The organism is Salinisphaera sp. SWV1, from assembly GCF_052044155.1.
Taxonomy (GTDB): domain Bacteria; phylum Pseudomonadota; class Gammaproteobacteria; order Nevskiales; family Salinisphaeraceae; genus Salinisphaera.
In genome coordinates this window covers 28452-53787 of sequence record NZ_JBQDYE010000016.1, presented here as the reverse complement: position 1 = coordinate 53787, position 25336 = coordinate 28452, and the positions used below count along the sequence as shown (strand labels likewise).

Sequence of the window (25336 nt, the reverse complement as noted above, 5' to 3'; positions counted from 1 at the left end):
CTGTCATTTTTCTCGGGCACCTGTCTCAAGGGCGCCGCATCGCACCGGCCATTCTCACCCGGCTCATGGTCCGGCGACGTTCGGCGCTTCACAGAGTTGTCCGATGCGCCACGGATGGGTCGAACGCTCGATGCGCCATCCCTCGGCCGCACGGCCGACGTAACTGATCTCGGTGGCCGCCCGCTCGGCAAGCGCTGCGGTCGACAGTTCGTCGGGTGATGCCAGAAGCTCGTGATCGGCGGCCAGCGGCGGGCGGGGCCGGATCAGGAACGCGTGCGCTCCCTGCTGCAACCAGACCGGGAGGCCGGTTTCGTCCAGACGGACTCTCTCGCTCGCGGCATCACCCGACGCCACCTTCTCCCAGCATTCAAGATAGCGGCCGTCCGGATGGCGTTCCTCGAGCAGACGGTCGGATAGAAACCGCATCGCGCCGATGTCCTTGTCCAGCCCCGGCGCCATATCCACCAGCCGGTGCCAGGTACAGAAACGGCCCTCGACGATGGTACGCCCGGCAAAGGCCGTCAGCCCGGCAATCCAGGCCAGCCGCGCACGATCACAGCCGGCGAGGCTATGGATGCCGGTAAAATCCGGGCTATCCACCGGTATCCGGAGATCGGCATGCCAGCAGGCCGTCTGCAGCCAATACACCGCGGTCGCCGTATCCTCCAGCAATGCACGGCCCGCGGCCGGCTCGACATAACGCCGCCGTCGCCACAGGCCCCGATAGCGCGCCGGGACCGCGCTCACGAAACGCCGCTACGGCGCGCGTAGCGGCCAGAGGTCGCCGTGCTCCCGCCACGCGCCTGGCGCGCCTGCCGAGGGTTGAAGATCCGGATGGCGCGAGCGTGGAGGTGCGCGCCGGCCTGCCGCGATTCACCGTTCGCTGCCCCATCCCGCGCGGCGCATGCAAACGCCTCCGCGCGGGCCTCGGGAGCGCCACTGAACAAATCGGCGATGCCGGCGATGGGAACGGTCGTGAAGCCGGCGAGTTGTCCGGAATTCATCAGCACGCCTCCTGCCCGGTCCGGGATGCCAGCCAGCCACGCCAACCGCCGTACGTTGTAATTTCGATGACATCACCCTGGGACGGCAGGGCCCCGGCGGCACAGATGAAACCGGTCACCGAGCGGCCGTCTACGAGTTCGATGCGGCCCAGACCGAGGGGCGCTGGAATACCGGCAAGGAAGCTGCCGAGGCTGGCCATGGGCAGCCGCCACAATTCGACGGCGATCGCACGGCCCGTCTCGGCATCCTCGATCAGCGCCGGGCGCGGCGGCCGGTCGGCGGTGAGCGCGAACAATCGATAACGGGGCGCGGTTTTGGTGATCGCCGTACGCTTGCCGCCGCGCTCCACCAACTGATGGTTCAGGGGCAACCCGTCGAGATGAGCGCCGCAAACCGCGATTTCGAGCGTGCCATCGCTCGCCGGCGACAACGCCGGCAGCGCCGGGCGCGCTCGGCCGGTCGCGCCGAGCGGCAGGGCCAGCCGAGCTTCCACCGCGCGTGCCAGGCTCAACAACGACAGATCGGCAAACGCCGGGCCGAACAGCGTCACCCCGCCCGGGCGCCCGTTGTCGCCGATCGCGACCGGCACGGCTAGTGCACTGTAATCGAGCAGGTTCATGAAATTGGTCCACGTACCGAGCTGGGTATTGATTGCCACCGGCTCGGCGGCCACCTCGGCCTTGCTCGGATGCGTCACGGTCGTCGGCGCCAGCATCACATCCACCGTGGCCAGCAGACGATCGGCCGCACGCTTGTACTCGGCCAGGCGATAACCGGCGTCGAAGACATCCAGCGCGCTCGGCGTCCGGCCGCCTTCGATAACCTGGCGAGTGACCGGATGCAACGCCTCGGGCTCGCGCTCGATCAGCGTTCGCACCGCGTGGTAGCGTTCGGCGACCCACGGCCCACCATAAAGCAGCTGTGCGGCCGCCAGCATCGGACTGCAGTCGATCTCGACCGGTTCGCCACCGAGCGCGCGCAGTTCACCGATCGCTGTCTCCATGCAGCGGGTATAAGCGGCATCGGTCTGCCATTGATCGCGCCGCGGCACGCCGAAATGAAATGACGCCGGCGCCTGACCATAGCGCTGTCCGGCGACGGCGAAATCGTGGTGGCGCGCCTCGGCGCAGTCGGCATCGAAGACCGCCGCAACATCGAGAATCGCCCCAGCATCGTCGGCGGTCAGCGCGAACAGACTGACGGTATCGATGCTACGACAGGCCGGCACCACGCCGCGATTGCTCAACAAGCCCACGGTCGGCTTCAGGCCGAACAGATTGTTGAAACAGGCCGGAACGCGACCGGAGCCGGCCGTGTCGGTACCCAGCGCAAAGCTGACCTGGCCGGCCGCGGTGGCCACCGCCGAACCGCTGCTGGAGCCGCCCGGGATATAGTCGGGATCGAAGGCATTGCCCGGCACGCCGTATTCGGCCGGGGCGCGCTCGCCGACCAGGCCGGTGGCAAACTGATCCAGATTGGTCTTGCCGAGCGGGATTGCGCCGGCCTCGATCAGCTGTTCGACGACGAAGGCATGCCGCTCGGGTACATAGGCAAATGCCGGGCAGCCAGCGGTGGTGGGAATACCAGCCAGATCGATATTGTCCTTGATCGCGAATGGCAGACCGTAGAGCGGCTTTGTCTCCGGCGATTCATCGTCGAGCGCGGCCAGATAGGGCTCGAGCTCATCGGCGCTCAACCGCCGAATCCAGGTCGGATCGGCGCCGCGCCCGGCGGCATCGGGCAGAAGCTCGGCCACCAGCGTTCTCGGCGTGAGTTCGCCGCTGCGATAGGCGGCATGCAGCGTATGCCGGGTCAGGTCACGTCCTTTCATGCCGAGGCCCCCGTGTTGGCGTCGAGAATCACCACCGGCTGGCCGGCAGTGACTGCCCCGCCCTCGGCGATCGGCAGACGCGCGATCCGACCGGGGCCGCGGGACACGATCTCAACTTCCATTTTCATCGATTCCACCAGGGCCACGACCTGGCCCTCGGCGACCTCGTCGCCCACCGCGACCTTGAGCTTCCACAAACTGCCCGCCACCGGGCTGTCGACGGCTGCTTCGTGGGCCGCCAGCTCGGCGGTTTCGCTGGTCTCCGGCACATGATCTTCGAAAGTGAACTGGCCGTTGGCCCGCCAGCGCGCCATTTCCTCGGCGAACGCGGCCTCGCGTTTTTCCTGGAAGGCCGTGATCGCTTCCTCGGTGCCGGCCAGATTGCGCTCGTACTCGGCCAGCGAGAAACGCACGGTTTCGGTCTCAAGATCGAAGCGCCCGTGCAGGAATTCGGTCCGGACCGCCATCAGCTCGTCGTGCGTCACTTCGTAGAACGACAGCTGATCGAAGAAGCGCAGCAGCCAGGGCTTGTCGAAATACCGGGTTTCGCGATAGCGATTCCACATCTGCAGGGTGCGGCCGACGAACTGATAGCCGCCCGGGCCTTCCATGCCGTACACGCAGAGATAAGCGCCGCCGATACCGACCGAGTTCTCGGCGGTCCAGGTCCGGGCCGGGTTGTATTTGGTGGTGACCAGGCGCTGGCGCGGATCCAGCGGGGTTGCGACCGGCGCGCCCAGGTAGACATCGCCCAGGCCCATGACCAGATAGCGGGCATTGAACAGGATGTCGCGGATCTCGGCCTCGCTGTCCAGGCCGTTGATGCGCCGGATGAAATCCAGGTTGCTCGGGCACCAGGGCGCATCCGGGCGCACGCTGCGCTGGTATTTCTCGATCGCCTCGTGACAGGCCGGATCGTCCCAGGACAGCGGCAGATGCACCAGCCGCGATTCCACTTCCAGATCCTCGACTTCGCGCAGCTCGCGCTCGGCGGCCTCGAGATGGGCCAGCAGCGCCGGCAGCGTCAGCCGATTGGGATCGTAGTGGATCTGCAGCGAACGGATGCCCGGCGTGAGTTCGGCCATGCCCTCGATCGGATGCGCCTGCAGCCAAAGCATCCAGGCGTGGGCCCGAAAACGCAGCGCGATATCCAGCGTCATCTCGCCGAATTCGATCAGCAGGAAATCGTCGCCGGCACGGCGGTAGACCAGCTTTTCGCCCGCGGTAGCGGCATCGAGTTTGCGCAGTATCGGCGTCCCGCGATCGACGACTCGCTTCGGCTCGGCCGTCGCGGCAAACGTCTCGATCACGGCGCGCTGGCGTGCCTCGAGCGCCCGGGCCGTCTCCAGCGAAACCGGCACGAACCGCACCGTATCGCCGGCGGCCAGTTGACCGAGTTTCCAGCGCTCGGCGCGCACGGTCGTGGCCGGGCAGACGAAGCCGCCGAGGGACGGCCCGTCGGGGCCGAGTATGACCGGCATGTCACCCGTGAAATCGATGGTGCCAAAGGCGTAAGCATTGTCGTGGATGTTCGACGGGTGCAGGCCGGCCTCGCCGCCGGTCTCGCGCGCCCATTCCGGCCGCGGACCGATCAGACGGATACCGGTCCGGCTGGAATTGAAATGCACTTCCCAGTCATGGCCAAAAATCGTGTCGATATCGGCTTCGGTAAAGAAATCCGGCGCCCCGTGCGGGCCGTACAGCACGGCGATCTCCCAGTGCCGGGCGCCATCGCCGGCCGTGCCGAAGGCCGGGCGCAATTCGGGTTCGAGGCGACGAGCCGGCACCGGATCGACCGCCGTCAACGGCAGCGTATCGCCGGTACGCAGGGCACGCCCCGCGTGACCGCCGAACTGGCCGAGGGTGAAGGTGGCTCGCGAGCCGAGATAGCGCGGGCAGTCGATGCCACCGGCTATCAGCAGATTGCAGCGCGCCCCGCCTTGAACACGGCCGAGCGCGAGCGTGGCGCCGGCCGGTACATCGATCACCTGCCAGGCCTCGATTTCGACGTCGTCCAGGCGCGCCTCGATCGCCGCGCCGGCCAGCACGAGCTGGGTTGCCCGATTGAAGCGCAGGGTCGGCCCGGCGAGCGTGATCTCGAGCCCGGCGGCATCGGCTGGATTACCCAGCAGCCGATTGCCGAGCGCGAACGAGAAATCATCGAACGGCCCGGAAGGCGGCACGCCCACGTCCCAGTGGCCGAGCCGGCCGGGTATGTCCTGGATCGTGGTCAACGGGCCGGCGTCGAGCACCTCGAAGGTCGGCGGCGACCAGTCGAGAGCGGTCAACCAGCGGGTATGGATAGCCGCCTCGGCGAAGCGCGTATCGCGCAGCACATGCGCCAGCCAGCTGCGGTTGGTTTCGATGCCGTAGACCCGACTGGCTTCCAGCACCTCGGCCAGCCGTGCCCGCGCGCTGTCGCGGTCGGTGCGATGCACGATTACCTTGGCCAGCATCGGGTCGAACAACGGCGAGATTTCCAGCCCGGCCTCGATCGAATGATCGATGCGCAGATCGCTGGCCTCGGGAAACTCGACTTCCGTCAACAAGCCGGCGCTCGGCCGAAAATCATGATGCGGATCCTCGGCATACAGCCGGGCCTGGATGGCATGCCCGGTGGGCGTCAGATCGCGGGTCAGCGCGGCCAGATCGAGGGTCTCGCCAGCGCCGAGCCGCAGCATCCAGTCGACGATATCCACGCCCCAGACCGCTTCGGTGACGCCGTGCTCGACCTGCAGGCGGGTATTGACCTCGAGGAAAAAGAAGGCCTCGCGGGCCGCATCGTAGATGAATTCCACGGTGCCGGCGCTACGATAGTTCACCGACTCGCCGAGGGCGATGGCCGTGGCATGCAACTCGCGGCGTACCGTCTCACTCAGCGCCGGCGCCGGGCATTCCTCGATCACTTTCTGATTGCGACGCTGGGTGGAACAGTCGCGCTCGCCGAGGGCGATGACCGTGCCCTGCCCATCGCCGAAGATCTGGACTTCCAGATGCCGCGCCCGCGCGATATAGGCCTCGACGAATACCCCGGCATCGCCGAAATTGCGCTGCCCGAGGCCACGGACAGAGTCGAAGGCCTTTACCAGCCCGGCCTCGTCTTCGCAGACCTGCATGCCGATCCCGCCGCCTCCGGCCGTGGACTTGAGCATGACCGGATAGCCGACTCGGGCCGCTTCGCGTTGGGCTGTCTCGACATCGTCCAGCAGCCCCGAACCCGGCACCAGAGGCACGCCCGCGGCTTCGGCCAAGCGGCGCGCCTCGTGCTTGAGGCCGAAAGCGCGGACCTGCTCGGCTGTGGGGCCAAGGAAGACCAGACCCGCGGCCTCGCAGGCCGCAATGAAGTCTTCGTTTTCCGACAGAAAGCCATAGCCCGGATGGATCGCCTCGGCGCCGGCCTCGGCCGCGATGGCGAGCAGCTTGTCGCGGTCGAGATAGGTCTCAGCCGCGCTGCCCGCGCCGAGCGAATAGGCCTCGTCGGCGGCCTGCACGAACGGCGCATCGCGGTCGGCCTCGGCATAGACCGCGACCGAGCCGACGCCGGCCGCGCGCAGACTGCGCTGGATGCGGGTGGCGATGGCGCCGCGGTTGGCGATCAGAACTTTGTTGAACATGGCTCGATTTCGCTAGGCGCGGGTCGTCCCGCGGAAGTTCGCAACGCCATGAGTCGTCCCACGGCAGCTTTTCAATGGTCCGCAAATGAACGCGAAAAAGGCATCTATCCGCAGATTTCGCAGATTAAGGAAGAAAACACCATGTTTTTAATCTGTGAAAATCTGCGTAACCTGCAGATAAGATAATCTTTTCCTATTTGCGTTTAATGCGCGTTCATTGGCGGACTAGGTTGGTCTGTATTCGGATCAATCCCAGATCAACATTTCCAGCGGTGTGGGATTGAAACCGCTGCAAGGGTTGTTGAGCTGCGGGCAGTTGGAAATCAGCACCACCACATCCATGGCGGCGACCATTTCCACATACTTGCCGGGCCCGGAGATGCCGTCGTCGAAGTACAGCTCGCCATCGGCGGTCACCGGCACGTTCATGAAGAAATTGATGTTGTGCGCGATATCGCGTTTGTCGATGCCGTATTCCGGATGATTGGCGATGGCCAGCATCCAGTTGTCGCGACAGGAATGCATATGCCGTTTTTCCAGGTCGTAGCGGACCGTGTTCGATTCACTGGCACAGGCGCCGCCGAGCGTGTCGTGGCGTCCGACCGTATCGGCGGTGATGGTCAGCATCACGTTATTGAGAGTCGAGCGCAGTTCGCTGCCGGTGGTCAGATAGACTTGGCCCTGCTCGCGGAGCGTATCCATGCAGCTATAGCGCTCGGACGGATTGTCGGCATTGAAGAACAGCGTGTCGGCGGCTTCGTTGCCGTCGACATCGACGATGCGAATCGTCTGGCCGGCCTTGACCGGGCCGATGTAATGATCGCCGGCATCGATCAGATGGCGGGTAACGGCGTTTTCGACACGCCGGGCACTCGCGATGGTCATGATGAACTCCTCGAATCCTGTCTAGCGCGGGGCGCCGAGGTGATACAGGCGATTGTTGGCGAAACCGCGGGCGTTCTCGGCGCAATGCGCCCAACAGACATCGTTTTCGTCCGGCGGCGGCGCGGTGCCCAGCGCGATATCCACGCCGCGCCTGGGATAGTCGGCGCTGGGATCGAGCGGATGCGGGCAGGTATGCAGGGCCACCAGCGTGTCCATCTCGAAACGCAGGGTGGCCGCGGCCCCGGCCGGACAATGATCGGGCACATAGCTCAGCCGCCCGGTATCGTCGGCCACCACCTTGGAGAACAGATTCAGATTGGCCGCCAGATCACGCGCGCCGAGGCCGTATTTGGCCAGTTCGATCAGGAAACTGTCGTGGCCGGTCTGGGTCCGGTCGTTGAGCGCGGCCTGAAAGCTGACCGGCTGCCAGCCCTTGGCCACCATGTGCCCGGCATTCAGATTGCCGCCGACGCTGTCGTGCCAGCCGAGATCGTCGGCGATGATCGAGGCAAAGATCCGGCCCATATCGGAATACAGGCAGTGGCCACGGGTCAGCTTGAAGGTGTGCTGGCACTTGAGGGTGTCCGGCAGGTTCAGCCGTTCCAGCAGGTTCTCCGGGTTGTACATCAACAACCCGACATTGGCGCCGGCCTCGGCGGCCGTCAGACGCATCGTGGTCCCGCGGCGCAGCCGCAGTGACCAGTGCTGGCCACCCGGCAGATGGGTTTCGTAATCGATGGTTTGGCTTGGCATCAGGTGTGGGCTCCTCGATTGGCATGGTTCAAAGCGGCGGGTGGCAGCCTCTGGCCCCAACCGGCCAGCACCGTCGCGCTATCGCGTACCCGGCCGAGAATCGGCCCCTCCGGGCCCTCGATCAGGCCCAGCGCCGCGGCATGAATGGACGCATCAGCCGCCGCGCAGGCATCGGCGACGGTCACGCATTCATAGCCGCGATCAATGGCCTCGCGCAGGGTCGAGTGCACGCAGATATCGGTGGTCACGCCGGTGACATACAGATGGGTCGTGCCCCGGGCTTGCAGCAACAGCTCGAGATCGGTCTGGTAGAAAGCGCCGTAGCCGGGTTTGTCGACGATCGGATCGCCGGCGGCCGGGGCCAGCTCGGGCACGACGGCATGCCCGGGCTCGCCGCGCACCAGATAGCGCCCGAGGTTTGCGCGCGCACCGATCGCCGCCCCACAAGCCGCGCTGCGTGCGAGCTTCGCCGGATGACAGTCGGTCAGATCCGGGCGATGGCCCTCCCGGGTGTAGATCACGGCGATGTCATGCTCGCGTGCGGCCGCGATCAATCGGGCGATCGGATCGATCGGCTGCCTCAGCAGCGCGATATCCAGCCCGCAGGCGACCGCATAGCCGCCGGCCTCGCAGAAATCGCGCTGCATATCGATGACGAGTAGTGCTCGACTCATGGCGATTCGGCGATCGACCGATCAGCGGGACAGCGATTGCACGATGCCCGGATCGATCGTGTCCGCGATCTTCGGCGCCGCCTCGATCTGCTTCTTGCGCAGCAGAACCTGGCTGATGACCTTGCCGCTGACATAGAACGACTGGCTGCTGGAGCCCGGAGCGAAGGTCGCCGGCATCTGGTCCAGTGGCAGGTTCTTCACGCCCTTGAGCTGGGCGGCCACCTGATCGGTATCGAGCCGCAGCTGCTTGCCGATGATGGCCGCGGCGTCCTGCGGGTGCGACTGCATGAAATCCAGGCCCTTGAGGTAAGCCCGGATCACGGCCTTGATCTGATCGCGATGCGCCGCGATGTAGCTTTTCTTGAACACCAGCACATCGGTGATCAGGCCCGGGGCCTGATGCGAGGAATACAGCACGTGGAAGCCCTTGCCGTGGTCGACGATACGCGACACGCTGGGCTCGTAGGTCACGCCGACCTTGATCGAGCCGCCGAGCATGGCGCTGGGTACATCGTCGGGCGTCATCGATACGGGCTGGATATCGCCCGGCTTCAACCCGTTCTGTTCGAGCGCGTAGTCGAGCAGGAACGCAGACGGTGACAGCGGATTGAAGGCCACCTTCTGGCCCTTGAGCTGTGCGATCTTCGTGATCGACCGGGCCGCGACGATGGCATCGGCGCCGTCCGAGTAGTCGATCGGCATCACGACCTGCAGCGTGCGGCCTTTCGCGTCGGCATTGATGACCTGGTCGTAGGTCAGCGTCGCGCTGTCCACCGCGCCTCCCGCCACAGCCGAAGGCATGGTGGCATTATCGCTGAAGGTGACGAGTTGAACCGGCACCCCCTCGGCCTTGAAATAGCCCTTGGCATCGGCCACGTAGAGCGGCCCGTAGCCGATCCAGTTGACCACGCCAAGCTTGAGCGGTTGCGCCGCCAGCACCGGTCCGGCCAGTGACACGGCGACCAGTGTGAGGATGGCGATAAGGCCGCAACGAGCACGGCACGATGGGTTCCGTTTCATGATCGATCTCCAGTTCTCAAGACAGGGCCGCGTTGAACGGCCGGATACGCAAACAGGGCAATTCGAAACACGTGGGACGTCGCGGATCAGCGGGCGCCGCGGCCTTGCATACGGCGGCCGAGCGCGGTCATGCGCTCGATCAGTTTGTGGTCGGCCTCCATGCCGGAAGTCGCCCGGATCCGCTCGGTCAGCTGCCCCTTGACCTGGGTGAATTCCGGATCGAGCTTGAGCGCCGGCTCGCGCTCACGGCCCCAGGCCATGTCATGGATACCGTCGATCCGGCCGGGATGCGGCGCCAGCACGACCACCCGATCGCCCAGATAGGCGGCTTCTTCTACATCGTGGGTAACGAACATCACGGTGGTCGGCTCCACGGCGAACAGCTGCAGGATCAGGTCGTGCATGACCTCGCGGGTCTGGGCATCCAGCGCGCCGAAGGGCTCGTCCATGAGCAGCACCCGCGGACGTGACAACAGCGCGCGGGCGATCGCCACGCGTTGCTGCATCCCGCCGGAGAGTTGATTGGGATAATGATCGCGACGGTCGTCCAGCCCCATCATCTCGATCAGCGCATAGGCGCGATCCACCAGCCCCGAGAGCTCGCTTTCGGTTTCGATCGCCCGCATGTTGGCGCCGAGTTCCAGCGAAAACATCACGTTCTGCTTGACCGTGAGCCAGGGAAACAGCGTGTAGTGCTGAAACACCATGCCGCGATCGGCCCCCGGCTGATCGACCACTCGATCGCCCAGCCGGATGACGCCGCCCTGGGCATGCTCGAGCCCGGCCACCAGGCGCAGCAGGGTCGATTTGCCGCAGCCCGAGGCCCCGATCACGGTGACGAACTCGCCCGGCTCGACGCGCAGCGAAATATCGTCGAGCACGGTCTGCATGCCGCCGTGGCCGTCGGGGTAGCGTTTCTCCACGGATTCGATGTGCAGTACTTGATCGCTCATCTCGGATTCCTTCGGATGCGTGGGCGCGTTCAGTGCAGCCAGGGGAACAGCCGCCGGTGCAGCTGACGGAAGAACAGGTCGAACAGCAGGCCGATTACGCCGATGATCAGAATCCCGGCGAAGATGGTGGCGGTGTTCATGAACCTTTGGGCCTGCAGGATCGCGTACCCCAGCCCCTTGTTCGCCGCCACCATTTCGGCCACCACCAGATAGGTCCAGGCCCAGCCCATGTTCACGCGCAGGATGTTGATCAGCGGCGGCAGGCTGCCGCGCCAGATCACCAGTCGCAGTGCCTCGCCCCGGGTTGCCCCCAGCGTGTACGAGGCTTCAAGCCAGCTGCCGGGCACCTGCCGGACCACGTCCGCCACCATCACGATGATCTGGAAGAAGACACCGATGAAGATGATCGCGATCTTCGAGCCTTCACCAATGCCGACCCAGAGAATCATCAGCGGAATGAAGGCGGCCGCCGGCATGTAGCGCACGAAATCGTTGATCGGCTGGAAGAAGCCTTCCACGGCCTTGAACGAGCCGATGAACACGCCGAGCGGCACCCCCAGACAGGCGGCCAGTACGAAACCGCTCGTTACCCGAAGGATGCTGGCCCAGGTGTCCTGCGCGAGCGAACCGTGCGCCCAGGCCCAGGCCTGCTCGACCACGTCTGCCGGCGTCGGCAGGAACATGCTGTCGATCAGGCCGCTGCGCGACAGCAGTTCCCATACCACCAGCGGCACCACGAAACCCAGTATCGACAACGTGACGTACAGCTTGCGCGGAATCGACTGTTGCAGCCGGAGCCGCGGGCGACGGCGAACCGCCGGCCGCGCCCCGGCCGCTGTCACCGCGCGATCCCCTGCAAAAGGCTTGTCGGTGCCGGCATGCGCTGCCGGCGCCTGGGCAACCGCCTCGCTCTTCATGGCATTCAGTCCTGCGAGGCGATGGCCTGATTGACCACGCTCGCATCGATGAATGAAGCCGGATTAGGCTGTTTGGCCAGCTTGCCGGACTTCATCAGGAACGCCGCGGTATCCCGGGTGCTGGTATACAGCGACTCCGGGGCATCGCTTTCATGCATGGCCGTCTGATTGAGTCTTTCGCCGAAGAAACGAGTGCCCTTGAGCGACAACTCGTATTCCTTGGGCTTCAGATCGACATGCGGCGCCATGATCGCGGCGGCTTCTTGCGGATGCGTCTTGATGAACCGGACGACCGCGAACCAGGCCTGGGCGATGGCCTTGTATTGCTCGGGATTGGCCTTGAGGGACTTCTGCTGTGCCACCAGCAAGTCCGGAATGAGACCCGGGGCCGACGCGCTGGTGAACAAGGCATGCCCCTTGCCGTGCTGCTGGATGCGGTTGATCCAGGGGTTCCACACACCGGCTGCCGAGACCCGCCCGGCCATCAGCGCCGAGGCCGCACTGCCGGTGGTCATGCTCACGATATTGCTGTCGTCGATGTTCAGCCCTTGCCGCTTGAACGCGGTATAGGCCAGATAGTTCTCGATCGAATAACGCTCGAAGGCGACGGTCTTGCCCTTGAGCTGCTTGAGACTCGTGATGCCGGGCTTGGCCATGAACGCATCGTTGCCGGCGGAGTTGTCGGTCACCAGCACGACCTTGAGCGGGGCGCCCTTCTCGATCGGCGCGAGCGTGTCGATCAGCGCCTGGCTGTTGGCGTCCAGCTTGTCGGCGGCCAGCGCCTGGACCGAATCGATGTACGACGGAAACCAGACCAGCTTCACGTTGGCGCCGTACTTCTTGAAATAGCCTTTCTGCTCGGCGATATACCAGGCCACCCAGCCCGGCCAGTCGCTGATGCCGATGGTGATCGGCCCCTTGGCCATCGCCGGCGCGGCGACCTGCAGACCGATACCGAGGGTCAGGACGATCAGCATGTACCTGAATAGTTTTCTCATCATGCGCTCCTGGGAAAGAAGACAGTCGTGACAGTTTCGAAAAAAGAGGGATCAGCCCGCGCGCCGGATCGGTCCGTGCTCAATCCGCGCATGGCGACTCCCGGGTCCGGGAGCGGGCGGCGACGTAGTCGCTCGATACGTGGGCGACCGACAGAACATGCCGGCGCACGGCCTCGGCGGCTCGCTCGGCATCCCCCGCGGAGATCGCCGCAACAATCTCGCTGTGTTCGGCGAAGGAATGCGCCGGCCGTCGCGCGACCCGAAACTGGGTATGACGAAAAGGCGCCAGTCGGGCGCGGGTCGACAGCGTCAACTCGATCAAATAATCGCTTTTCGAGCCTTGATAGATGAACGAGTGGAACTCGTCGTTGAAGGCAGCGTATTCGTCCGAGCGCGTGGCTATCCGCAAATCGCGCGAGCCTTCATGCATCGCACTCAACTGGTGGCGTTCGGCGAGCGTCATGCGCTGCGCACTCAATCGTGCACAACACGCTTCCAATTCCGCCATGGCTTCGAACATGGCGAGCAGGCCGCTCTGCGATATCTGTGCGGTGATCACACCGCGGTGGGGCCGGCTTTCAGCCAACCCCATGGCACAGAGCTGACTCAGCGCTTCCCGAACCGGCGTTCGCGACACCGAGAAACGGCGCGCGATGTGCTGGGCCGGCAGCCGGCTGCCCGGCGGCCATTGGCCCGACACGATTTCTTCCGACAACACCGCCACCATGTCGTCCACCGCCTGACCGGTCCGCAGGGACCGACTCGGCGACAGGTTTTCGTCCGAATGCGATGACGACATGGGGCAAGAGGCGCAAATTCAATCGTGCTGAATTGCATGCACACGGCGTGCCACACGGCTGATAACGGTCACAGGGACGATAAAACCGCCAATCTTGCGGCATTTGCGCCGAATTGGGGCGCCGCCAGATTGCATGCACTTTGTCGAAGCGCAGTCCGCTGGCATGGCCGGCCATTCCGGAGAAGCCGTCAGGGGGTGATGTCTGCAGAGCAGGCAACGGCTCCGCGGCCGGGACACAGGGCGCGGCTACTCGACCCCATTCAAGCCGTGGAACGGGATCCCGCAGCCGCCGCCGACAGAATCAAACAATCGTGCCTTGCCTCGATTCGTGGAGGGGGCGCCTGGCCGTCAAAACGCCGATAACGGCCTATCCATGCCGCGCCGGCTGTGTGTCTACGGCCGGGTGCGCCACCGGACGGTGCATGCGACCGTCACTCGCCGACGATTACATTGTTTATTGCTTCACAGGCCATCATGTCCGGCCAATGAGCGCGTCGGGTTAGAGACTGGCGAGGCGTCGCTCGAACTCGGCCTGGTCGATCAATTCGATCAGACGGTTGACATTGGCCCGATCCATCGGCGCGCCGTCGACCAGGCTTCTCGGGGCCTCGCGAATCTCGGTAGCGGAAAACAGCGTGGCCTCGAAGCGGTGCTCGCCGGCAACGAAGCGGAATGCCGGGTAGAACCGATGCCCCTCGGCGAACCGATAACGACGTTCGGCGATCTCGAAGGGAATGCCCCGCCCTTGCAGAAACAGGTCGAAGCTTTCCGAATGTTCGGCGAAAACATGCAGCTGGATGTCCGAATGGGCGTTTGCCAGCCCGGACAAGACATCGCCCACCAGTCGCGGCTTGAAATCGGCCAGAAGCCGCATGGCCGACAACGCCGCGCGCCGCATGTCGGCCAGCTCGGCGGGCTGGTCCTCGGCGGAGAACAGGCGCTGATGCTCGGCCAGCGCGGCCTCGATCTCGCTGTTCTTGGGCAGAATCGACTGGCGAACGTCGATCCCCATCTGATGGGCCGCCTTGTGCTTGGCGACGCGGAAGTCGCGAATGCCCTGTTCGGCCATCAGACGGGCGGCCACCTGCGCCAACTGCTGACGCTGCGCGGCTTGCTTGCGGGCACTGGCCATGATCGCCTCCAAATGAATCGACGAAGGCGGCGACATCGCTCGATAGGGTCGCCGTCTTCGATCAGAACAGCTGCTGAACTTCGTTGCTCGAATCGTGCTTGCCCGAATGACGGGCCTCCTCCACGGTCGGTGCGTGGCCCTTGCGGAAGATCTCCGGAATGCCGCCGCCGTTGAGTGCGCGCTGGCCGGTCTGGGGATTGATCTGCACGGTTTCAATATCGTCGGGCCTGGGCGGGATCGCCTCGGGCTTGCCCGCCAGCACCGTGCCCATGAAATCGGTCCACATCGGCAGCGCCGCGTGCGCCCCGGTTTCGGCATGGCCCATCGGCGTGAGCTTGTCGAAGCCGACCCAGGTCACGGTCACGAGATTGGCATTGAAGCCCGAGAACCAGGCATCGATCTGCTTGTTGGTGGTGCCGGTCTTGCCGGAGAGGTCCTTGCGGCCGAGCTTGAGCGCGCCGCGACCGGTGCCGTGCCGGATCACGTCCCGCATCATGTCGCCGATGATATAGGCGTTGTCGGCCGGGATGACCCGCGGCGCCAGCCGCGATGCGTCATCGGCCCCGGTGGTCTGATCCAGCGCCGGGCAATGGTCGACACTGTCGCAGGCGACCTTCGGCTTGGCCTGGAAGACGACCTGGCCCCGCCCGTCGGTGATCTGGCTGATGTAGTGCGGCTTGACCCGGAAGCCCTCGTTGGCGAACACCGAGAAACCGCCGGCCATCTGCAGCGGCGAGAAGGTCGCGCTGCCGAGCGCGAGCGACAGGTTGTGCGGCATCTGGTCGGCCGGCAGGCCGAACTTGCTGATGTAGTCGATGGCCGTGCTCACGCCGATGCGGCGCAGCACGCGGATCGAGACCAGGTTCAGCGAATGCACCAGACCTTCGCGGAGCCGTGTGGGCCCGTGAATCGTCTTGGAGTAGTTGTTCGGGCGCCACGAGTCATCGACCCCCGAGCCCTGATACACCACGGGCGCATCGTTGACGATCGTCGCCGCGGTAAAACCGTTGGCCAGCGCGGCGGAATACAGGAACGGCTTGAACGACGAGCCCGGCTGGCGCCGCGCCTGCACCGCGCGATTGAATTTCGACAGCCCGAAGTCGAAGCCACCGACCAGCGCCTCGACACCACCGGTGTGGGGGTTCATCGCCACCAGGGCGCCCTGGACGTTGGGAATCTCGGCCAGCGTCCACTGCTTGTCCTTATCCTTCGAGCCGGTATACGCCAGACGCACCACATCGCCTTTTTTGACCAGCGTACTCGCGGCCTTGTGCCCATGCAGCCACGGAATCTGGTCGGCGCCGATGCTGACCTTGCCGTACTGGTCGGTGATCAGGCGGATCCGCTGGCCGTCGGTGGACAGGACCACCGCCGGAATCAGCCCGCCGCGCGTGACCATATTGTCGAGCGCATCCTGCAGTGCTTTCGGATCATCCACGGTGGAAGCATCCAGCGTCTTTTCCGGGCCGTGCCAGGCATGACGCGCATCGTAGGCCAGCAGATCCTTGCGCAAGGCGTGGTCGGCCGCCTGCTGGCGCTTGCTGCGGATGGTCGTGGTCACGCTGTAGCCGCCGGTGTAGGCCTTGTCGCCGTAGCGCGCCACCATGTCCTGGCGCACCATCTCGGCCACGTAGCGCGCCTCGTAGCGCATCGGGTTCTTCTCACCGCTGCCTTCGCCGGCGGTGACCGGTGCATTCCGGGCCCGCTTCCAGGCCGCGGCATCGATGAAACCGAGGGCGTGCATACGCCGCAGGACATAATCGCGGCGCTCCTTGGCCCGCTTGGGATTGGCAATCGGGTTGAACGCCGAGGGCGCTTTCGGCAGACCGGCCAACATGGCCTGCTGCGACAGATTGAGCTTGTCCAGCGGCTTGTTGTAGTAAACCTGTGCCGCCGCGCCAATGCCGTAAGCGCGCTCGCCGAGATAGATCTTGTTGAGATACAACTCCATGATCTGCTTCTTGGTCAGCTTCGACTCGATCCGCAACGCCAGAATCATCTCCTTGATCTTACGGGTGTAGGTCTTGGCATCGGAAAGATACAGATTGCGGGCGAGCTGCATGGTGATGGTCGAGCCGCCCTGGGTCTTGCGGCCGGTCGTGATCAGATGGATCACCGCGCGCATCATGCCCTGATAGTCGATCCCCGGGTGTTGCCAGAAGCGATCGTCCTCGGCGGCGACGAAGGCGTTCACCTGCTGGCTGGGGATCTGGTCGTAGGTCACCGGCTTGCGGCGCTCGGTGCCGTATTCGCCAATCAGTTTGTGGTCGGCGGTATAGACCCGTAGCGGCTCATTGAACTGGGCCTGGCCGATATCACCGGCATCGGGCAGCTGCGGGCCGAAATACAGATACACCCCCGCAACCACACAGACCGCCAGCGTAATCGCCGACAGCAGCCCGGCCAGCAGCACTATGACGACGCGGACGCCGCGTGATCTTTTCTTCATCGAGTCGCCAACCTACGGGCACTTCCAGCACATCGAACTGCGCATCATACCGGCCGGACGCGACGGCTGTCGCACACAGCGACCGCCGAACCCGACACTCCGGCGCACGGTATCCGGCGGCCACGGCTGACGCCACCCCGCGAGCCGGCGCCGCGCCCAGGCATCGGTCGCACCCATCAGGCGAGCGCCACGCGCATTCCGTAAGAAATTTCGACACGCCATGACGCGCCGTTCGTCGGCATTTTTCGGCGATTCAACGCTTTATCATATTTTCAACGTTGTCAGTCCGTGCCGGTCGGGTATAGTGGCCGCGGGGGTAATCTCGGTATGCGTCACGCCAGGAACGCGGCCGGCAGGGAAAGCGGCACATGGGGAGATTGACGAATCCAATACGGCGCCGCCGCGGGCTGATGGGGGTCGATATCAGCGCCACGCGGGTCAAGCTGCTCGAGCTGGATCGCACCGGCGACGAGTTCCGGGTATTGGCCTATGCCAGCGAGGCGATGCCTGAAGGGGCGATCCGCAACTTCCAGATCCTCGACGCCGAAGCCGTCGCACGCGCGACCCTGCGTGCCCTCGAGCGCAGCGGCAGCCGGACGCGCGATGCGGCGATCGCGGTGTCCGGGCCATCGGTGATCAGCAAGACCATTCTGATGCCGGCCAGCATCGACGACGCCGAGATGGAACAACAGATCCACTTCGACGCGGAGCACCATATCCCGCACCCCATCGAAGAGGTGAATCTGGATTTCCAGGTGCTCGAGCCCGATCCGGATAACGCCCAGTTCAACCGTGTGCTGCTGGTCGCCTGCCGGCGCGACAATATCGAGATGCGCACCGCCGCGATCGAGATGGCTCACATGCGGGTGCAGCTCGTGGATGTCGAGGAATACGCGCTGCAGAATGCCTGCACGCTGCTGTTGCGCCGGATCGCGGGTGTGTCGGATGCCGACAGCGTGGCCGTGTTCGACATCGGGCCCGATACCACACGCCTGACCATCCAGCACCAAGGCCTTAGCCTGTACGCTCGCGAAATCGGTTTTGGCGGGGCCGCGCTCGACGCCGCCCTGATGGAACGCTACGAAACGCCGGACTTCGATGCCCTGCGAGCCCAGCTGCGTACCGGCCGGATCAACGCACCGGATATCGCCGAGAACGTGCGTGAATTCGCCGAACAGCTGGCGGTGCACATCGACCGCACGCTGACCTTCTACCAGTCCGCCTCCAGCGGGGGCGACGAACCGATTGATCACGTCGTTCTGGTCGGCGCGCCCACGCTCTACCCCGGCCTGCACGACGCGCTGGTGCAATTGTTGCCCTGGCCCGTGAGCCTGGGCAATCCGCTCGACGGCATGCTGGCGAGCGCGGCGGCGCGCCGCAATCACGTCGATACCGACGCCCCGAGCCTGATGGTCGCTGCCGGGCTGGCTCTGCGAGGTGCCGTATGAGCCATCCGCAGACCCTGGCTGTACGCATCAATCTGCTGGACTGGCGGGCCGAGCAGCGCGAATACAAGCGCAAGCGCTTCATCGCGCAGCTCGTGGGCGCCGCCGTGGCCACCGTCATCGTGGTCGGGATATTGCCGGTGCTCTACTACGACCATCTGATCGATGCGCAGCAGGCGCGCGACCACTATCTGCAGCAACAGATCGCGACCGCCGACAAGCAGCTCGCCGAGATCCGCGAACTGAAAAAGACCCGCGAGGACCTGATCAACCGCATGCAGGTGATCGGCGAGTTGCAGCGCTCGCGCTCGGCCATCGTCCACTACTTCGATCAACTGACCGCGACCATTCCCGATGGCGTCTATCTGACCGGGCTGGACGAGAAGGGCGCGACCACCACGCTCGACGGCGTGGCCGAATCCAACGCGCGCGTGTCGGAGTACATGACCAACCTGGACAATTCGCCCTGGTTCACCAATCCCCGGCTGATCGTGATCAAGCGCGATGACAGCCACGGCAAGCGCCGGGCGGATTTCACGCTCAAGGTCGATAGCACCTCGCCCGATCAGACGCAGAACGCCACGTCGGGCGACGCCGCCGGCAGCGGGCATGCCTCATGAGGCCGCTTCGCGAATACATCGACGAGCTGCGCAGCCTCGACCAGAACAATATCGGCAGCTGGCCGACCTGGGCCTATGGCCTGGCAATCTCCGCGGTCTCGCTCGTGATCATGCTGATCGCGGCCTGGTACTTCGTGCTGCCCAAGCGCGATGCGCTGGCCGATGCCCGGCACCAGGAACGCCAGCTCAAGGAATCGTTCCGCGTCAAGCAGGCGATGGTGGCCAACCTCGGGGCCTATCGTGATCAGCTGGCCACCATGCAGACCGAGTTCGGCAATCTGCTGGCCCAGCTGCCAAGCAAGACCGAGGTACCAAGCCTGCTGCGCGACGTCTCACAGACCCGCTCGGCCAACGGCCTCGACGAGGAATTGTTCAAGCCCGAACCCGAAGTGACCAAGGATTTCTACGCCGTACTGCCGAACGACCTGATCGTCACCGGCGACTTCCACCATTTCGCCACGTTCGTCTCCGATGTCGCCGCGCTGCCGCGTATCGTGACCATCAGCAACGTGCACATCCGGCCGGTCGGCAAGAGCAGCGGACAGGCCGCGCAGAGTGAGCAGGGCAAGGGCCCGCTGCGCATGAGCCTGACCGCCAGCACTTATCGCTATCTCGGCGACACTACCGGCACGCAGGCTCACGGCAAAGACGGGAAGGGCAAGTCGTGACGGGGTTTCGATCCATGCATCGCGCCGCACGCTGGGCCGGGGTCATCGGCCTGTGCGCCGTGCTGGGCGCCTGTGGATCGAACACGGACGACCTGGCCAGCTTCGTTGCCCGCATCAAGGCGCGACCGGCGCCGCCGGTCAAGCCCATGCCGAAAATAGCCAGCTACAAGCCCTACACCTATAAACCGGCAGGTCGCCGCTCACCGTTCGCCGCGCCGAACAACCACGCGCCCGCCAACAATAATGGCGTGCGCCCGAATCTCGACCGGCCGCTTGATCCGCTCGAACAGTTCCCACTGGATGCCCTGCGCATGGTGGGCACCATCACCAGCAACGGCGTGACCTACGCCCTGATCGCCGCCCCCGACCAAGTGGTGCATCGTGTCGCCCCCGGCGACCACATGGGACGCCACTACGGCCGGGTCGACACGATCAGTCCGGCGGGCGTCACGCTCACCGAGATCGTGCCCGACGGCAACGGCGGCTACACCAAGCAAGGCGCGACGCTCGCGCCGCCGCAGCAATGAATCCTGGGGATTTCGACCAGCCATGAAGCCAATGACCCACCGATCCCGCCCCCTGCCAGTGCTCGCCCTGCTGCTCGCCCTGCTGGTCGCCGCGTGCCTGGCGCTGCTGGCGCCCGTCGGCGCCATGGCCGCCCCCGCAGCCGGGTCGCTCGCGCTGCAATCGATCAGTACCGCGGCCGGCAGCGGCGATCAGGTCAGCCTTCGCTTCAAGCTGTCCGGGCCGGCGCCGGCGCCGTCAGTGTTCACGGTCGAGAATCCGGCGCGTCTATCCATCGACCTGCCCCATACCACACTCGCGCTCGACAAACGCTATCAGCGCATCGCCGAGGGCCCGGTCCAGGCGGTCACCGCCGCGGCCGCCGATGGCAAGACCCGCGTGGTGGTCGAACTCACGCAGATGGTCAACTATCACATCCAGCGCCAGGGCGACGAGCTGATCGTCCACCTCGGCGGCCCGGCGCAGGCACCGGCCGCGCAGACCGCCTCGCCCGGTGCCTCGGGCGCCGAGCATGGTACCGGCTCGCCTTCGGGGCCGGCCTCGGCGATCAAGAACATCGACTTCCGGCGCGGCGATCAGGGCGCCGGCCGTATCGAGATCACGCTCAACGGCACCAACGCACCGGTCGACATCACGCGAAAGGACGGCAAGATCGTGGCACGTCTGCGCGGTATCCAGCTGCCCGCACATCTGGCCAGGCGCCTCGACGTCACCGATTTCGCCACGCCCGTTCGCACGGTCGACGCCATGTCGCGCTCCGGCAACACGCGCATCGTCATCACCCCGGCCAAGGGCGCGCAATTCCAGCGGCTGGCCTATCAGACCGGCAATCATCTCTACATCGAACTGCAGCCGCTCACCAACGCCCAGAAGAAACAGCGCGAGCAGACCCACCCACAGTACAACGGCAAAAAGATCTCGCTGTCGTTCCAGAACATCAAAATCCGCTCGGTGCTGCAGATCATTGCCGACGTGGCCAACGTGAACATGGTGGTCTCGGATAGCGTATCCGGCACCATTGCCGTGCAGCTCGACGACGTCCCCTGGGATCAGGCACTGGATATCATTCTCAATGCCAAGGGCCTGGGCATGACGCGCAATAACAATGTGATCACGGTCGCGCCGCTGACCGAGATCGCCAATCGCGAAAAAGCCAAGGCCGCCGCCCGCGAGGCGACCAACAACCTCGCCCCGCTGCATTCCGAGATCATCCAGATCAACTACGCCCGCGCCTCGGACATCGCCAACATCCTGAAATCCGATACCGCGGCGCCGCACGCCACGGGGTCTTCGGGCGGCGGCAACGCCGCACCGTCGGCTAACGCCAGCGGTTCGGGCAACAACCAGTCCCTGCTTTCGCCGCGCGGCCATGTCACGGTCGATGATCGCACCAACAGTCTGCTGGTCACCGATACACGCGAAAAACTCGACCAGATCCGCAGCCTGATCGATCGCCTCGACATCCCCGTGCGCCAGGTGCTGATCGAATCACGCATCGTGATCGCCAACCGCGATTTCACCCGCAGCCTGGGTATTTCCCAGACCGGCGTCAACAACTCCAAGCTCAATAACGCACTGAGTGCCCAGAGTTCTGGCTCGTTGAGCAGTGCCTACGGTGCCAATAACGGCGGCTATTCGGTCAGTCTGCCGGCAACCAGTGCCACGAGCCTCCTCTCGGCCAGCATCATCTCCGATACTTTCAGCCTCAATCTGCAGCTGTCGGCCATGGAGTCGGAGGATAACGGCGAGATCATCTCCTCACCGCGCATCATCACCGCCGACGGCCAGGAAGCGAACATCGAACAGGGCCAGGAAATCCCTTATCAGTCCGGCACCGTGGGCAGCAACCAGGGCACCAGCGTCCAGTTCAAGAAAGCGGTACTCAGCCTCGATGTCACGCCCAAGATCACGCCGAACAAGAAAGTCATCATGAACCTGAAGGTCACCCAGGATTCGGTCGGCAAATACGTCCCGACCTCCCAGGGCGGCTCGGTGCCGTCGATCGACACCCGAAGCCTCACCACCCAGGTCCTGGTTGATAACGGCGATACCGTGGTGCTCGGCGGCATTTTCGAACAGACGAATCGCGACACCACGGGCGATGTCCCGTTCGTGAGCAAGGTCCCGCTGCTGGGCGCCCTGTTCAAGAACCATTCGCGTCAGCGCAACAAGCAGGAACTGCTCGTGTTCGTTACACCGAAGATACTGCAGAACAATCTGACGGCGGACAGCCACTGAGCCCGGCCACGCCCGGGCCGCCGGCGCAGGCATGCAAGCGACCGATTCGGCATTGCGACCACCGCCGACCGCGACGAACACATCGGATCGTTGTGCGCCTGCCACGGATCGAGAATCATTTCGGCCGCACCCGCAACCGCGCCTGGCGCAAGGGTGCCGAATAGTGGCGAAGACTTGGCCGAAAATGGCACACTCACTGCCGGCGCTGTCGCGAGCGTGCCGCGTCCCGCCGGTCCGAACGACGACGGCACGACCGAAATTGATATAACCTATCCAAAAAGCGTCTTCGGTTGGGTTAAAGTACGCTTGCGTGCCACGGCCTCCGTGCAGGGCAGCGACACGACACGGAACGCTTTTTATTGTGCCGGCTGCCGCAGCAGACGTCAGCACCAGCTCCGACGATCCTCCGGGCCAGGACAGCCCGTTCGGCATGGACGGCGTATGCGCGACGACCTACGATCCGAACACGGGTTAAGGCCCGTGGTCGTGGCTTTCGTATTCAACTACTTGTAACGAGTACATGGCAGTAAACCCGAACATCTATCTGGTCGGCCCCATGGGGGCCGGCAAAACCACGGTGGGCCGGCGTATCGCCGAGCTCAAGGGCATGACGTTCGTCGACTCCGATCAGGAAGTCGAAAAGCGCACCGGCGTGGACATCTCCTTCATCTTCGACATGGAAGGTGAAGAAGGTTTCCGCAAGCGCGAACGTGACATGATCGCGGAATTGTCGGAACAGCCCAACACCGTCATGGCCACGGGCGGCGGCGCCGTGCTTGACCCGAGCACGCGCGATCTATTGTCCGCCCGCGGCGTCGTGGTCTATCTCGAGACCTCGCTGGAGCAACAGCTTGCGCGCACGCGCAAGTCCAACAGCCGGCCCCTGCTGGCGGGCAGCGAGGATATGGAAGCCACGCTCACCCAGCTCATGGAAGTTCGCGACCCGCTGTATCGCTCGATCGCGGACGTCGTGGTCACCACCGGCGATCAACAGGCGCGCAAGCTCGCCCGCGAAATCGTCGAGCAGCTGGAAGCCATCGGCACGGCCTGATGAGGCAGCCGGAAACCGGCAGCGCGTGGATCTATGCCGGATTCTGGATCCGCGTATGGGCGTCGATCATCGATAGCGCGCTGCTGCTGTTTCTGGTCTTCCCGCTGCTGTCGCTGATTCCCGGAGCCGCGCGCGCAAGCCGCGCGGCCCCGCAGCTGTTCACCGCTTCCGGACGCATCAACTTCGACGCGCTCGCCCTGGCACCGCCCGGGCCGCTGCATGTGGTTCTGTACTGGCTATTGCCGGCGGTCGTCGTCGTCATCTTCTGGCTGACCCGCGAGGCCACGCCCGGCAAGATGGCGATCGGCGCCCGCGTGGTCGATGCCGACACCGGTGAGCGCCTGCGCCCCGGGCAATCGATCCGGCGCTATCTGGGCTACTACGTCTCCACCCTGCCGTTCGGCCTCGGCCTGATCTGGGTGGGCATTGATTCGCGCAAACAGGGCTGGCACGACAAAATCGCCGGCAGCGTGGTCGTGCGTCGGCGGCGCACGGTCGAGCCCGTTCGATTCGAAGCCGCCGATGACGCCTCGAACCCCCAGACCGGATGGAACAATGAGTGATACCCCTGCCGCGAGCACCCTGCGCGTCGAACTCGATAGCCGTGCCTACGACATCCTCATCGGCCCCGGGCTGATCGGCCGGGCCGCCGCCTACGACGGGGCGATCCGCGGCCCGCGGGTGCTCATCGTGACCAACGACACGATCGCGCGCCATTACCGCGAACCGGTCGAGGCCGCGCTGACGGACGCCGGGCACGCCGTCGATACGCTGATTCTGCCCGACGGCGAAGCCCACAAATCGATGGCCACGCTCGACACGATTGCCGAGCACTTGCTGGCCCACGGTTACGGGCGCGACGCGACCATCGTCGCGCTCGGCGGCGGCGTCATCGGCGATCTGGCCGGATTCGCCGCCGCGATCTACCAGCGCGGCATCGATTTCGTCCAGGTGCCGACCACGCTACTGGCCCAGGTCGATTCCTCGGTCGGTGGCAAGACCGGCGTGAATCATCGCCTGGGCAAGAACATGATTGGCGCCTTCCACCAACCAAAGCGCGTGCTGGCCGACATCGACGTGCTCGCCACCCTGCCCGCGCGCGAATTCGCCGCCGGCATGGCCGAGGTCATCAAGTACGGCCTGATCCGCGACGCCGGCTTCTTCGACTGGCTGGAGGCGAACATGGCCGGCATCAACGCGCGCGAGCCGGCGCTGATCACCGAGATCATCCGTCGCTCCTGCGCCAACAAGGCCGAGGTGGTGGTAGCCGACGAGCGCGAAGCCGGCCAGCGCGCCCTGCTCAATCTCGGCCATACCTATGGTCACGCGCTCGAGACCGAACTCGGTTACGGCGCCTGGCTGCATGGCGAGGCCGTGGCCGCGGGCATGTGCATGGCGGCCGACACGTCGCGGCGGCTCGGCTGGCTGAGCGCGGCGCATGTCGCGCGCATCGAAACGGTGATCGCCGCCGCCGGCCTGCCGACTGCCCCGCCGCGCGAGACCTCGGCCGGGCGCATTCTCGACCTGATGCAGCGCGACAAGAAAGTCACCGCCGGCGCGCTGCGCCTGGTGCTACTGACCGATATCGGACAGGCTGTGATTTACGAAAACTATGGTGCGGCGCTGGACGATACACTGCACCATTATCTGGCCGCCTGAGGTCTTGACAGCGTTCGGCGATTGATTGTCGCCCGCTGGCCTTTTATATTGAATTCAGCGGTTCCACCGCTCGCGCGCCAGAAGACTGGCGCCGCCCGTT

Annotated in this window: 22 protein-coding genes; 8 read left to right on the top strand and 14 right to left on the bottom strand. The window is 65.0% G+C overall.

Annotated elements, in window-relative coordinates:
* Positions 1 to 63 precede the first annotated feature (63 nt).
* The 14 genes from ACS8YF_RS09660 to ACS8YF_RS09595 form a co-directional block, all read right to left on the bottom strand.
* Positions 64 to 747, bottom strand: coding sequence for a hypothetical protein (locus ACS8YF_RS09660; protein ID WP_440850012.1), 684 nt, complete (start codon positions 745 to 747; stop codon positions 64 to 66).
* A complete protein-coding gene (locus tag ACS8YF_RS09655; RefSeq protein ID WP_440850011.1) occupies positions 744 to 1004 on the bottom strand; it encodes a hypothetical protein in 261 nt (86 codons plus the stop codon). The genes ACS8YF_RS09660 and ACS8YF_RS09655 overlap by 4 nt, the downstream gene beginning before the upstream one ends.
* Entirely contained in the window at positions 1004 to 2836 is a 1833-nt protein-coding gene (gene atzF, locus ACS8YF_RS09650) for an allophanate hydrolase (protein WP_440850010.1), read from the bottom strand. The genes ACS8YF_RS09655 and atzF overlap by 1 nt, the downstream gene beginning before the upstream one ends.
* The gene (gene uca, locus ACS8YF_RS09645; RefSeq protein WP_440850009.1) at positions 2833 to 6450 is read right to left on the bottom strand and encodes an urea carboxylase; all 3618 of its coding nucleotides are present in this window, start codon (positions 6448 to 6450) and stop codon (positions 2833 to 2835) included. The genes atzF and uca overlap by 4 nt, the downstream gene beginning before the upstream one ends.
* 246 nt (positions 6451 to 6696) lie before the next feature.
* On the bottom strand, positions 6697 to 7335 hold the full coding sequence (locus ACS8YF_RS09640) for an urea amidolyase associated protein UAAP2 (protein ID WP_440850008.1): 639 nt from the start codon (positions 7333 to 7335) through the stop codon (positions 6697 to 6699).
* Positions 7336 to 7356: 21 nt separating this feature from the next.
* Positions 7357 to 8088 carry an urea amidolyase associated protein UAAP1 gene (locus ACS8YF_RS09635; protein WP_440850007.1) on the bottom strand — a complete coding sequence of 244 codons (732 nt, stop codon included), beginning with the start codon at positions 8086 to 8088 and terminating at the stop codon, positions 7357 to 7359.
* Positions 8088 to 8762, bottom strand: a complete 675-nt coding sequence (locus tag ACS8YF_RS09630; protein ID WP_440850006.1) for a cysteine hydrolase family protein — start codon at positions 8760 to 8762, stop codon at positions 8088 to 8090. Before ACS8YF_RS09630 ends, ACS8YF_RS09635 begins: the two co-directional genes overlap by 1 nt.
* Positions 8763 to 8783: 21 nt before the next feature.
* On the bottom strand, positions 8784 to 9782 hold the full coding sequence (locus ACS8YF_RS09625; protein WP_440850005.1) for an ABC transporter substrate-binding protein: 999 nt from the start codon (positions 9780 to 9782) through the stop codon (positions 8784 to 8786).
* Positions 9783 to 9868: 86 nt separating this feature from the next.
* The gene (locus ACS8YF_RS09620) at positions 9869 to 10735 is read right to left on the bottom strand and encodes an ABC transporter ATP-binding protein (RefSeq protein ID WP_440850004.1); all 867 of its coding nucleotides are present in this window, start codon (positions 10733 to 10735) and stop codon (positions 9869 to 9871) included.
* Between the two features lie 29 nt (positions 10736 to 10764).
* Positions 10765 to 11652, bottom strand: a complete 888-nt coding sequence (locus ACS8YF_RS09615; protein WP_440850003.1) for an ABC transporter permease — start codon at positions 11650 to 11652, stop codon at positions 10765 to 10767.
* Between the two features lie 5 nt (positions 11653 to 11657).
* The gene (locus tag ACS8YF_RS09610) at positions 11658 to 12650 is read right to left on the bottom strand and encodes an ABC transporter substrate-binding protein (RefSeq protein ID WP_440850002.1); all 993 of its coding nucleotides are present in this window, start codon (positions 12648 to 12650) and stop codon (positions 11658 to 11660) included.
* Positions 12651 to 12729: 79 nt separating this feature from the next.
* Positions 12730 to 13449, bottom strand: a complete 720-nt coding sequence (locus ACS8YF_RS09605) for a GntR family transcriptional regulator (RefSeq protein WP_440850001.1) — start codon at positions 13447 to 13449, stop codon at positions 12730 to 12732.
* Positions 13450 to 13948: 499 nt separating this feature from the next.
* Complete coding sequence (locus ACS8YF_RS09600; protein WP_440850000.1) at positions 13949 to 14581, bottom strand: hypothetical protein; 633 nt, start codon at positions 14579 to 14581, stop codon at positions 13949 to 13951.
* Positions 14582 to 14642: 61 nt separating this feature from the next.
* Positions 14643 to 17030, bottom strand: a complete 2388-nt coding sequence (locus ACS8YF_RS09595) for a penicillin-binding protein 1A (RefSeq protein ID WP_440849999.1) — start codon at positions 17028 to 17030, stop codon at positions 14643 to 14645.
* Positions 17031 to 17398: 368 nt separating this feature from the next.
* Here ACS8YF_RS09595 and pilM point away from each other — a divergent pair, with 368 nt between their 5' ends.
* From pilM to aroB, 8 genes are all read left to right on the top strand, one after another.
* The gene (pilM, locus tag ACS8YF_RS09590) at positions 17399 to 18478 is read left to right on the top strand and encodes a type IV pilus assembly protein PilM (RefSeq protein ID WP_440849998.1); all 1080 of its coding nucleotides are present in this window, start codon (positions 17399 to 17401) and stop codon (positions 18476 to 18478) included.
* The gene (locus tag ACS8YF_RS09585; protein ID WP_440849997.1) at positions 18475 to 19095 is read left to right on the top strand and encodes a PilN domain-containing protein; all 621 of its coding nucleotides are present in this window, start codon (positions 18475 to 18477) and stop codon (positions 19093 to 19095) included. The genes pilM and ACS8YF_RS09585 overlap by 4 nt, the downstream gene beginning before the upstream one ends.
* On the top strand, positions 19092 to 19763 hold the full coding sequence (locus tag ACS8YF_RS09580; RefSeq protein ID WP_440849996.1) for a type 4a pilus biogenesis protein PilO: 672 nt from the start codon (positions 19092 to 19094) through the stop codon (positions 19761 to 19763). Before ACS8YF_RS09585 ends, ACS8YF_RS09580 begins: the two co-directional genes overlap by 4 nt.
* A gap of 14 nt (positions 19764 to 19777) precedes the next feature.
* Positions 19778 to 20290 (top strand): pilus assembly protein PilP, encoded by a 513-nt coding sequence (locus ACS8YF_RS09575; RefSeq protein ID WP_440849995.1) that lies wholly within the window; start codon positions 19778 to 19780, stop codon positions 20288 to 20290.
* A gap of 31 nt (positions 20291 to 20321) precedes the next feature.
* A complete protein-coding gene (gene pilQ, locus ACS8YF_RS09570) occupies positions 20322 to 22526 on the top strand; it encodes a type IV pilus secretin PilQ (RefSeq protein WP_440849994.1) in 2205 nt (734 codons plus the stop codon).
* Between the two features lie 520 nt (positions 22527 to 23046).
* A complete protein-coding gene (gene aroK, locus ACS8YF_RS09565) occupies positions 23047 to 23577 on the top strand; it encodes a shikimate kinase AroK (protein WP_440849993.1) in 531 nt (176 codons plus the stop codon).
* The gene (locus ACS8YF_RS09560) at positions 23577 to 24140 is read left to right on the top strand and encodes an RDD family protein (RefSeq protein WP_440849992.1); all 564 of its coding nucleotides are present in this window, start codon (positions 23577 to 23579) and stop codon (positions 24138 to 24140) included. Before aroK ends, ACS8YF_RS09560 begins: the two co-directional genes overlap by 1 nt.
* Positions 24133 to 25236 carry a 3-dehydroquinate synthase gene (gene aroB, locus ACS8YF_RS09555; protein ID WP_440849991.1) on the top strand — a complete coding sequence of 368 codons (1104 nt, stop codon included), beginning with the start codon at positions 24133 to 24135 and terminating at the stop codon, positions 25234 to 25236. Before ACS8YF_RS09560 ends, aroB begins: the two co-directional genes overlap by 8 nt.
* The last annotated feature ends 100 nt before the right edge of the window (positions 25237 to 25336 follow it).

What these genes read in the sequence shown, in the direction of transcription:
- ACS8YF_RS09655 (WP_440850011.1), bottom strand. Translation starts at nt 1,004, where the DNA reads ATGAATTCCGGACAACTCGCCGGCTTCACGACCGTTCCCATCGCCGGC.
- atzF (WP_440850010.1), bottom strand. Translation starts at nt 2,836, where the DNA reads ATGAAAGGACGTGACCTGACCCGGCATACGCTGCATGCCGCCTATCGC.
- uca (WP_440850009.1), bottom strand. Translation starts at nt 6,450, where the DNA reads ATGTTCAACAAAGTTCTGATCGCCAACCGCGGCGCCATCGCCACCCGC.
- ACS8YF_RS09640 (WP_440850008.1), bottom strand. Translation starts at nt 7,335, where the DNA reads ATGACCATCGCGAGTGCCCGGCGTGTCGAAAACGCCGTTACCCGCCAT.
- ACS8YF_RS09635 (WP_440850007.1), bottom strand. Translation starts at nt 8,088, where the DNA reads ATGCCAAGCCAAACCATCGATTACGAAACCCATCTGCCGGGTGGCCAG.
- ACS8YF_RS09630 (WP_440850006.1), bottom strand. Translation starts at nt 8,762, where the DNA reads ATGAGTCGAGCACTACTCGTCATCGATATGCAGCGCGATTTCTGCGAG.
- ACS8YF_RS09625 (WP_440850005.1), bottom strand. Translation starts at nt 9,782, where the DNA reads ATGAAACGGAACCCATCGTGCCGTGCTCGTTGCGGCCTTATCGCCATC.
- ACS8YF_RS09620 (WP_440850004.1), bottom strand. Translation starts at nt 10,735, where the DNA reads ATGAGCGATCAAGTACTGCACATCGAATCCGTGGAGAAACGCTACCCC.
- ACS8YF_RS09615 (WP_440850003.1), bottom strand. Translation starts at nt 11,652, where the DNA reads ATGAAGAGCGAGGCGGTTGCCCAGGCGCCGGCAGCGCATGCCGGCACC.
- ACS8YF_RS09610 (WP_440850002.1), bottom strand. Translation starts at nt 12,650, where the DNA reads ATGAGAAAACTATTCAGGTACATGCTGATCGTCCTGACCCTCGGTATC.
- ACS8YF_RS09605 (WP_440850001.1), bottom strand. Translation starts at nt 13,449, where the DNA reads ATGTCGTCATCGCATTCGGACGAAAACCTGTCGCCGAGTCGGTCCCTG.
- ACS8YF_RS09600 (WP_440850000.1), bottom strand. Translation starts at nt 14,581, where the DNA reads ATGGCCAGTGCCCGCAAGCAAGCCGCGCAGCGTCAGCAGTTGGCGCAG.
- ACS8YF_RS09595 (WP_440849999.1), bottom strand. Translation starts at nt 17,030, where the DNA reads ATGAAGAAAAGATCACGCGGCGTCCGCGTCGTCATAGTGCTGCTGGCC.
- pilM (WP_440849998.1), top strand. Translation starts at nt 17,399, where the DNA reads ATGGGGAGATTGACGAATCCAATACGGCGCCGCCGCGGGCTGATGGGG.
- ACS8YF_RS09585 (WP_440849997.1), top strand. Translation starts at nt 18,475, where the DNA reads ATGAGCCATCCGCAGACCCTGGCTGTACGCATCAATCTGCTGGACTGG.
- ACS8YF_RS09580 (WP_440849996.1), top strand. Translation starts at nt 19,092, where the DNA reads ATGAGGCCGCTTCGCGAATACATCGACGAGCTGCGCAGCCTCGACCAG.
- ACS8YF_RS09575 (WP_440849995.1), top strand. Translation starts at nt 19,778, where the DNA reads ATGCATCGCGCCGCACGCTGGGCCGGGGTCATCGGCCTGTGCGCCGTG.
- pilQ (WP_440849994.1), top strand. Translation starts at nt 20,322, where the DNA reads ATGACCCACCGATCCCGCCCCCTGCCAGTGCTCGCCCTGCTGCTCGCC.
- aroK (WP_440849993.1), top strand. Translation starts at nt 23,047, where the DNA reads ATGGCAGTAAACCCGAACATCTATCTGGTCGGCCCCATGGGGGCCGGC.
- ACS8YF_RS09560 (WP_440849992.1), top strand. Translation starts at nt 23,577, where the DNA reads ATGAGGCAGCCGGAAACCGGCAGCGCGTGGATCTATGCCGGATTCTGG.
- aroB (WP_440849991.1), top strand. Translation starts at nt 24,133, where the DNA reads ATGAGTGATACCCCTGCCGCGAGCACCCTGCGCGTCGAACTCGATAGC.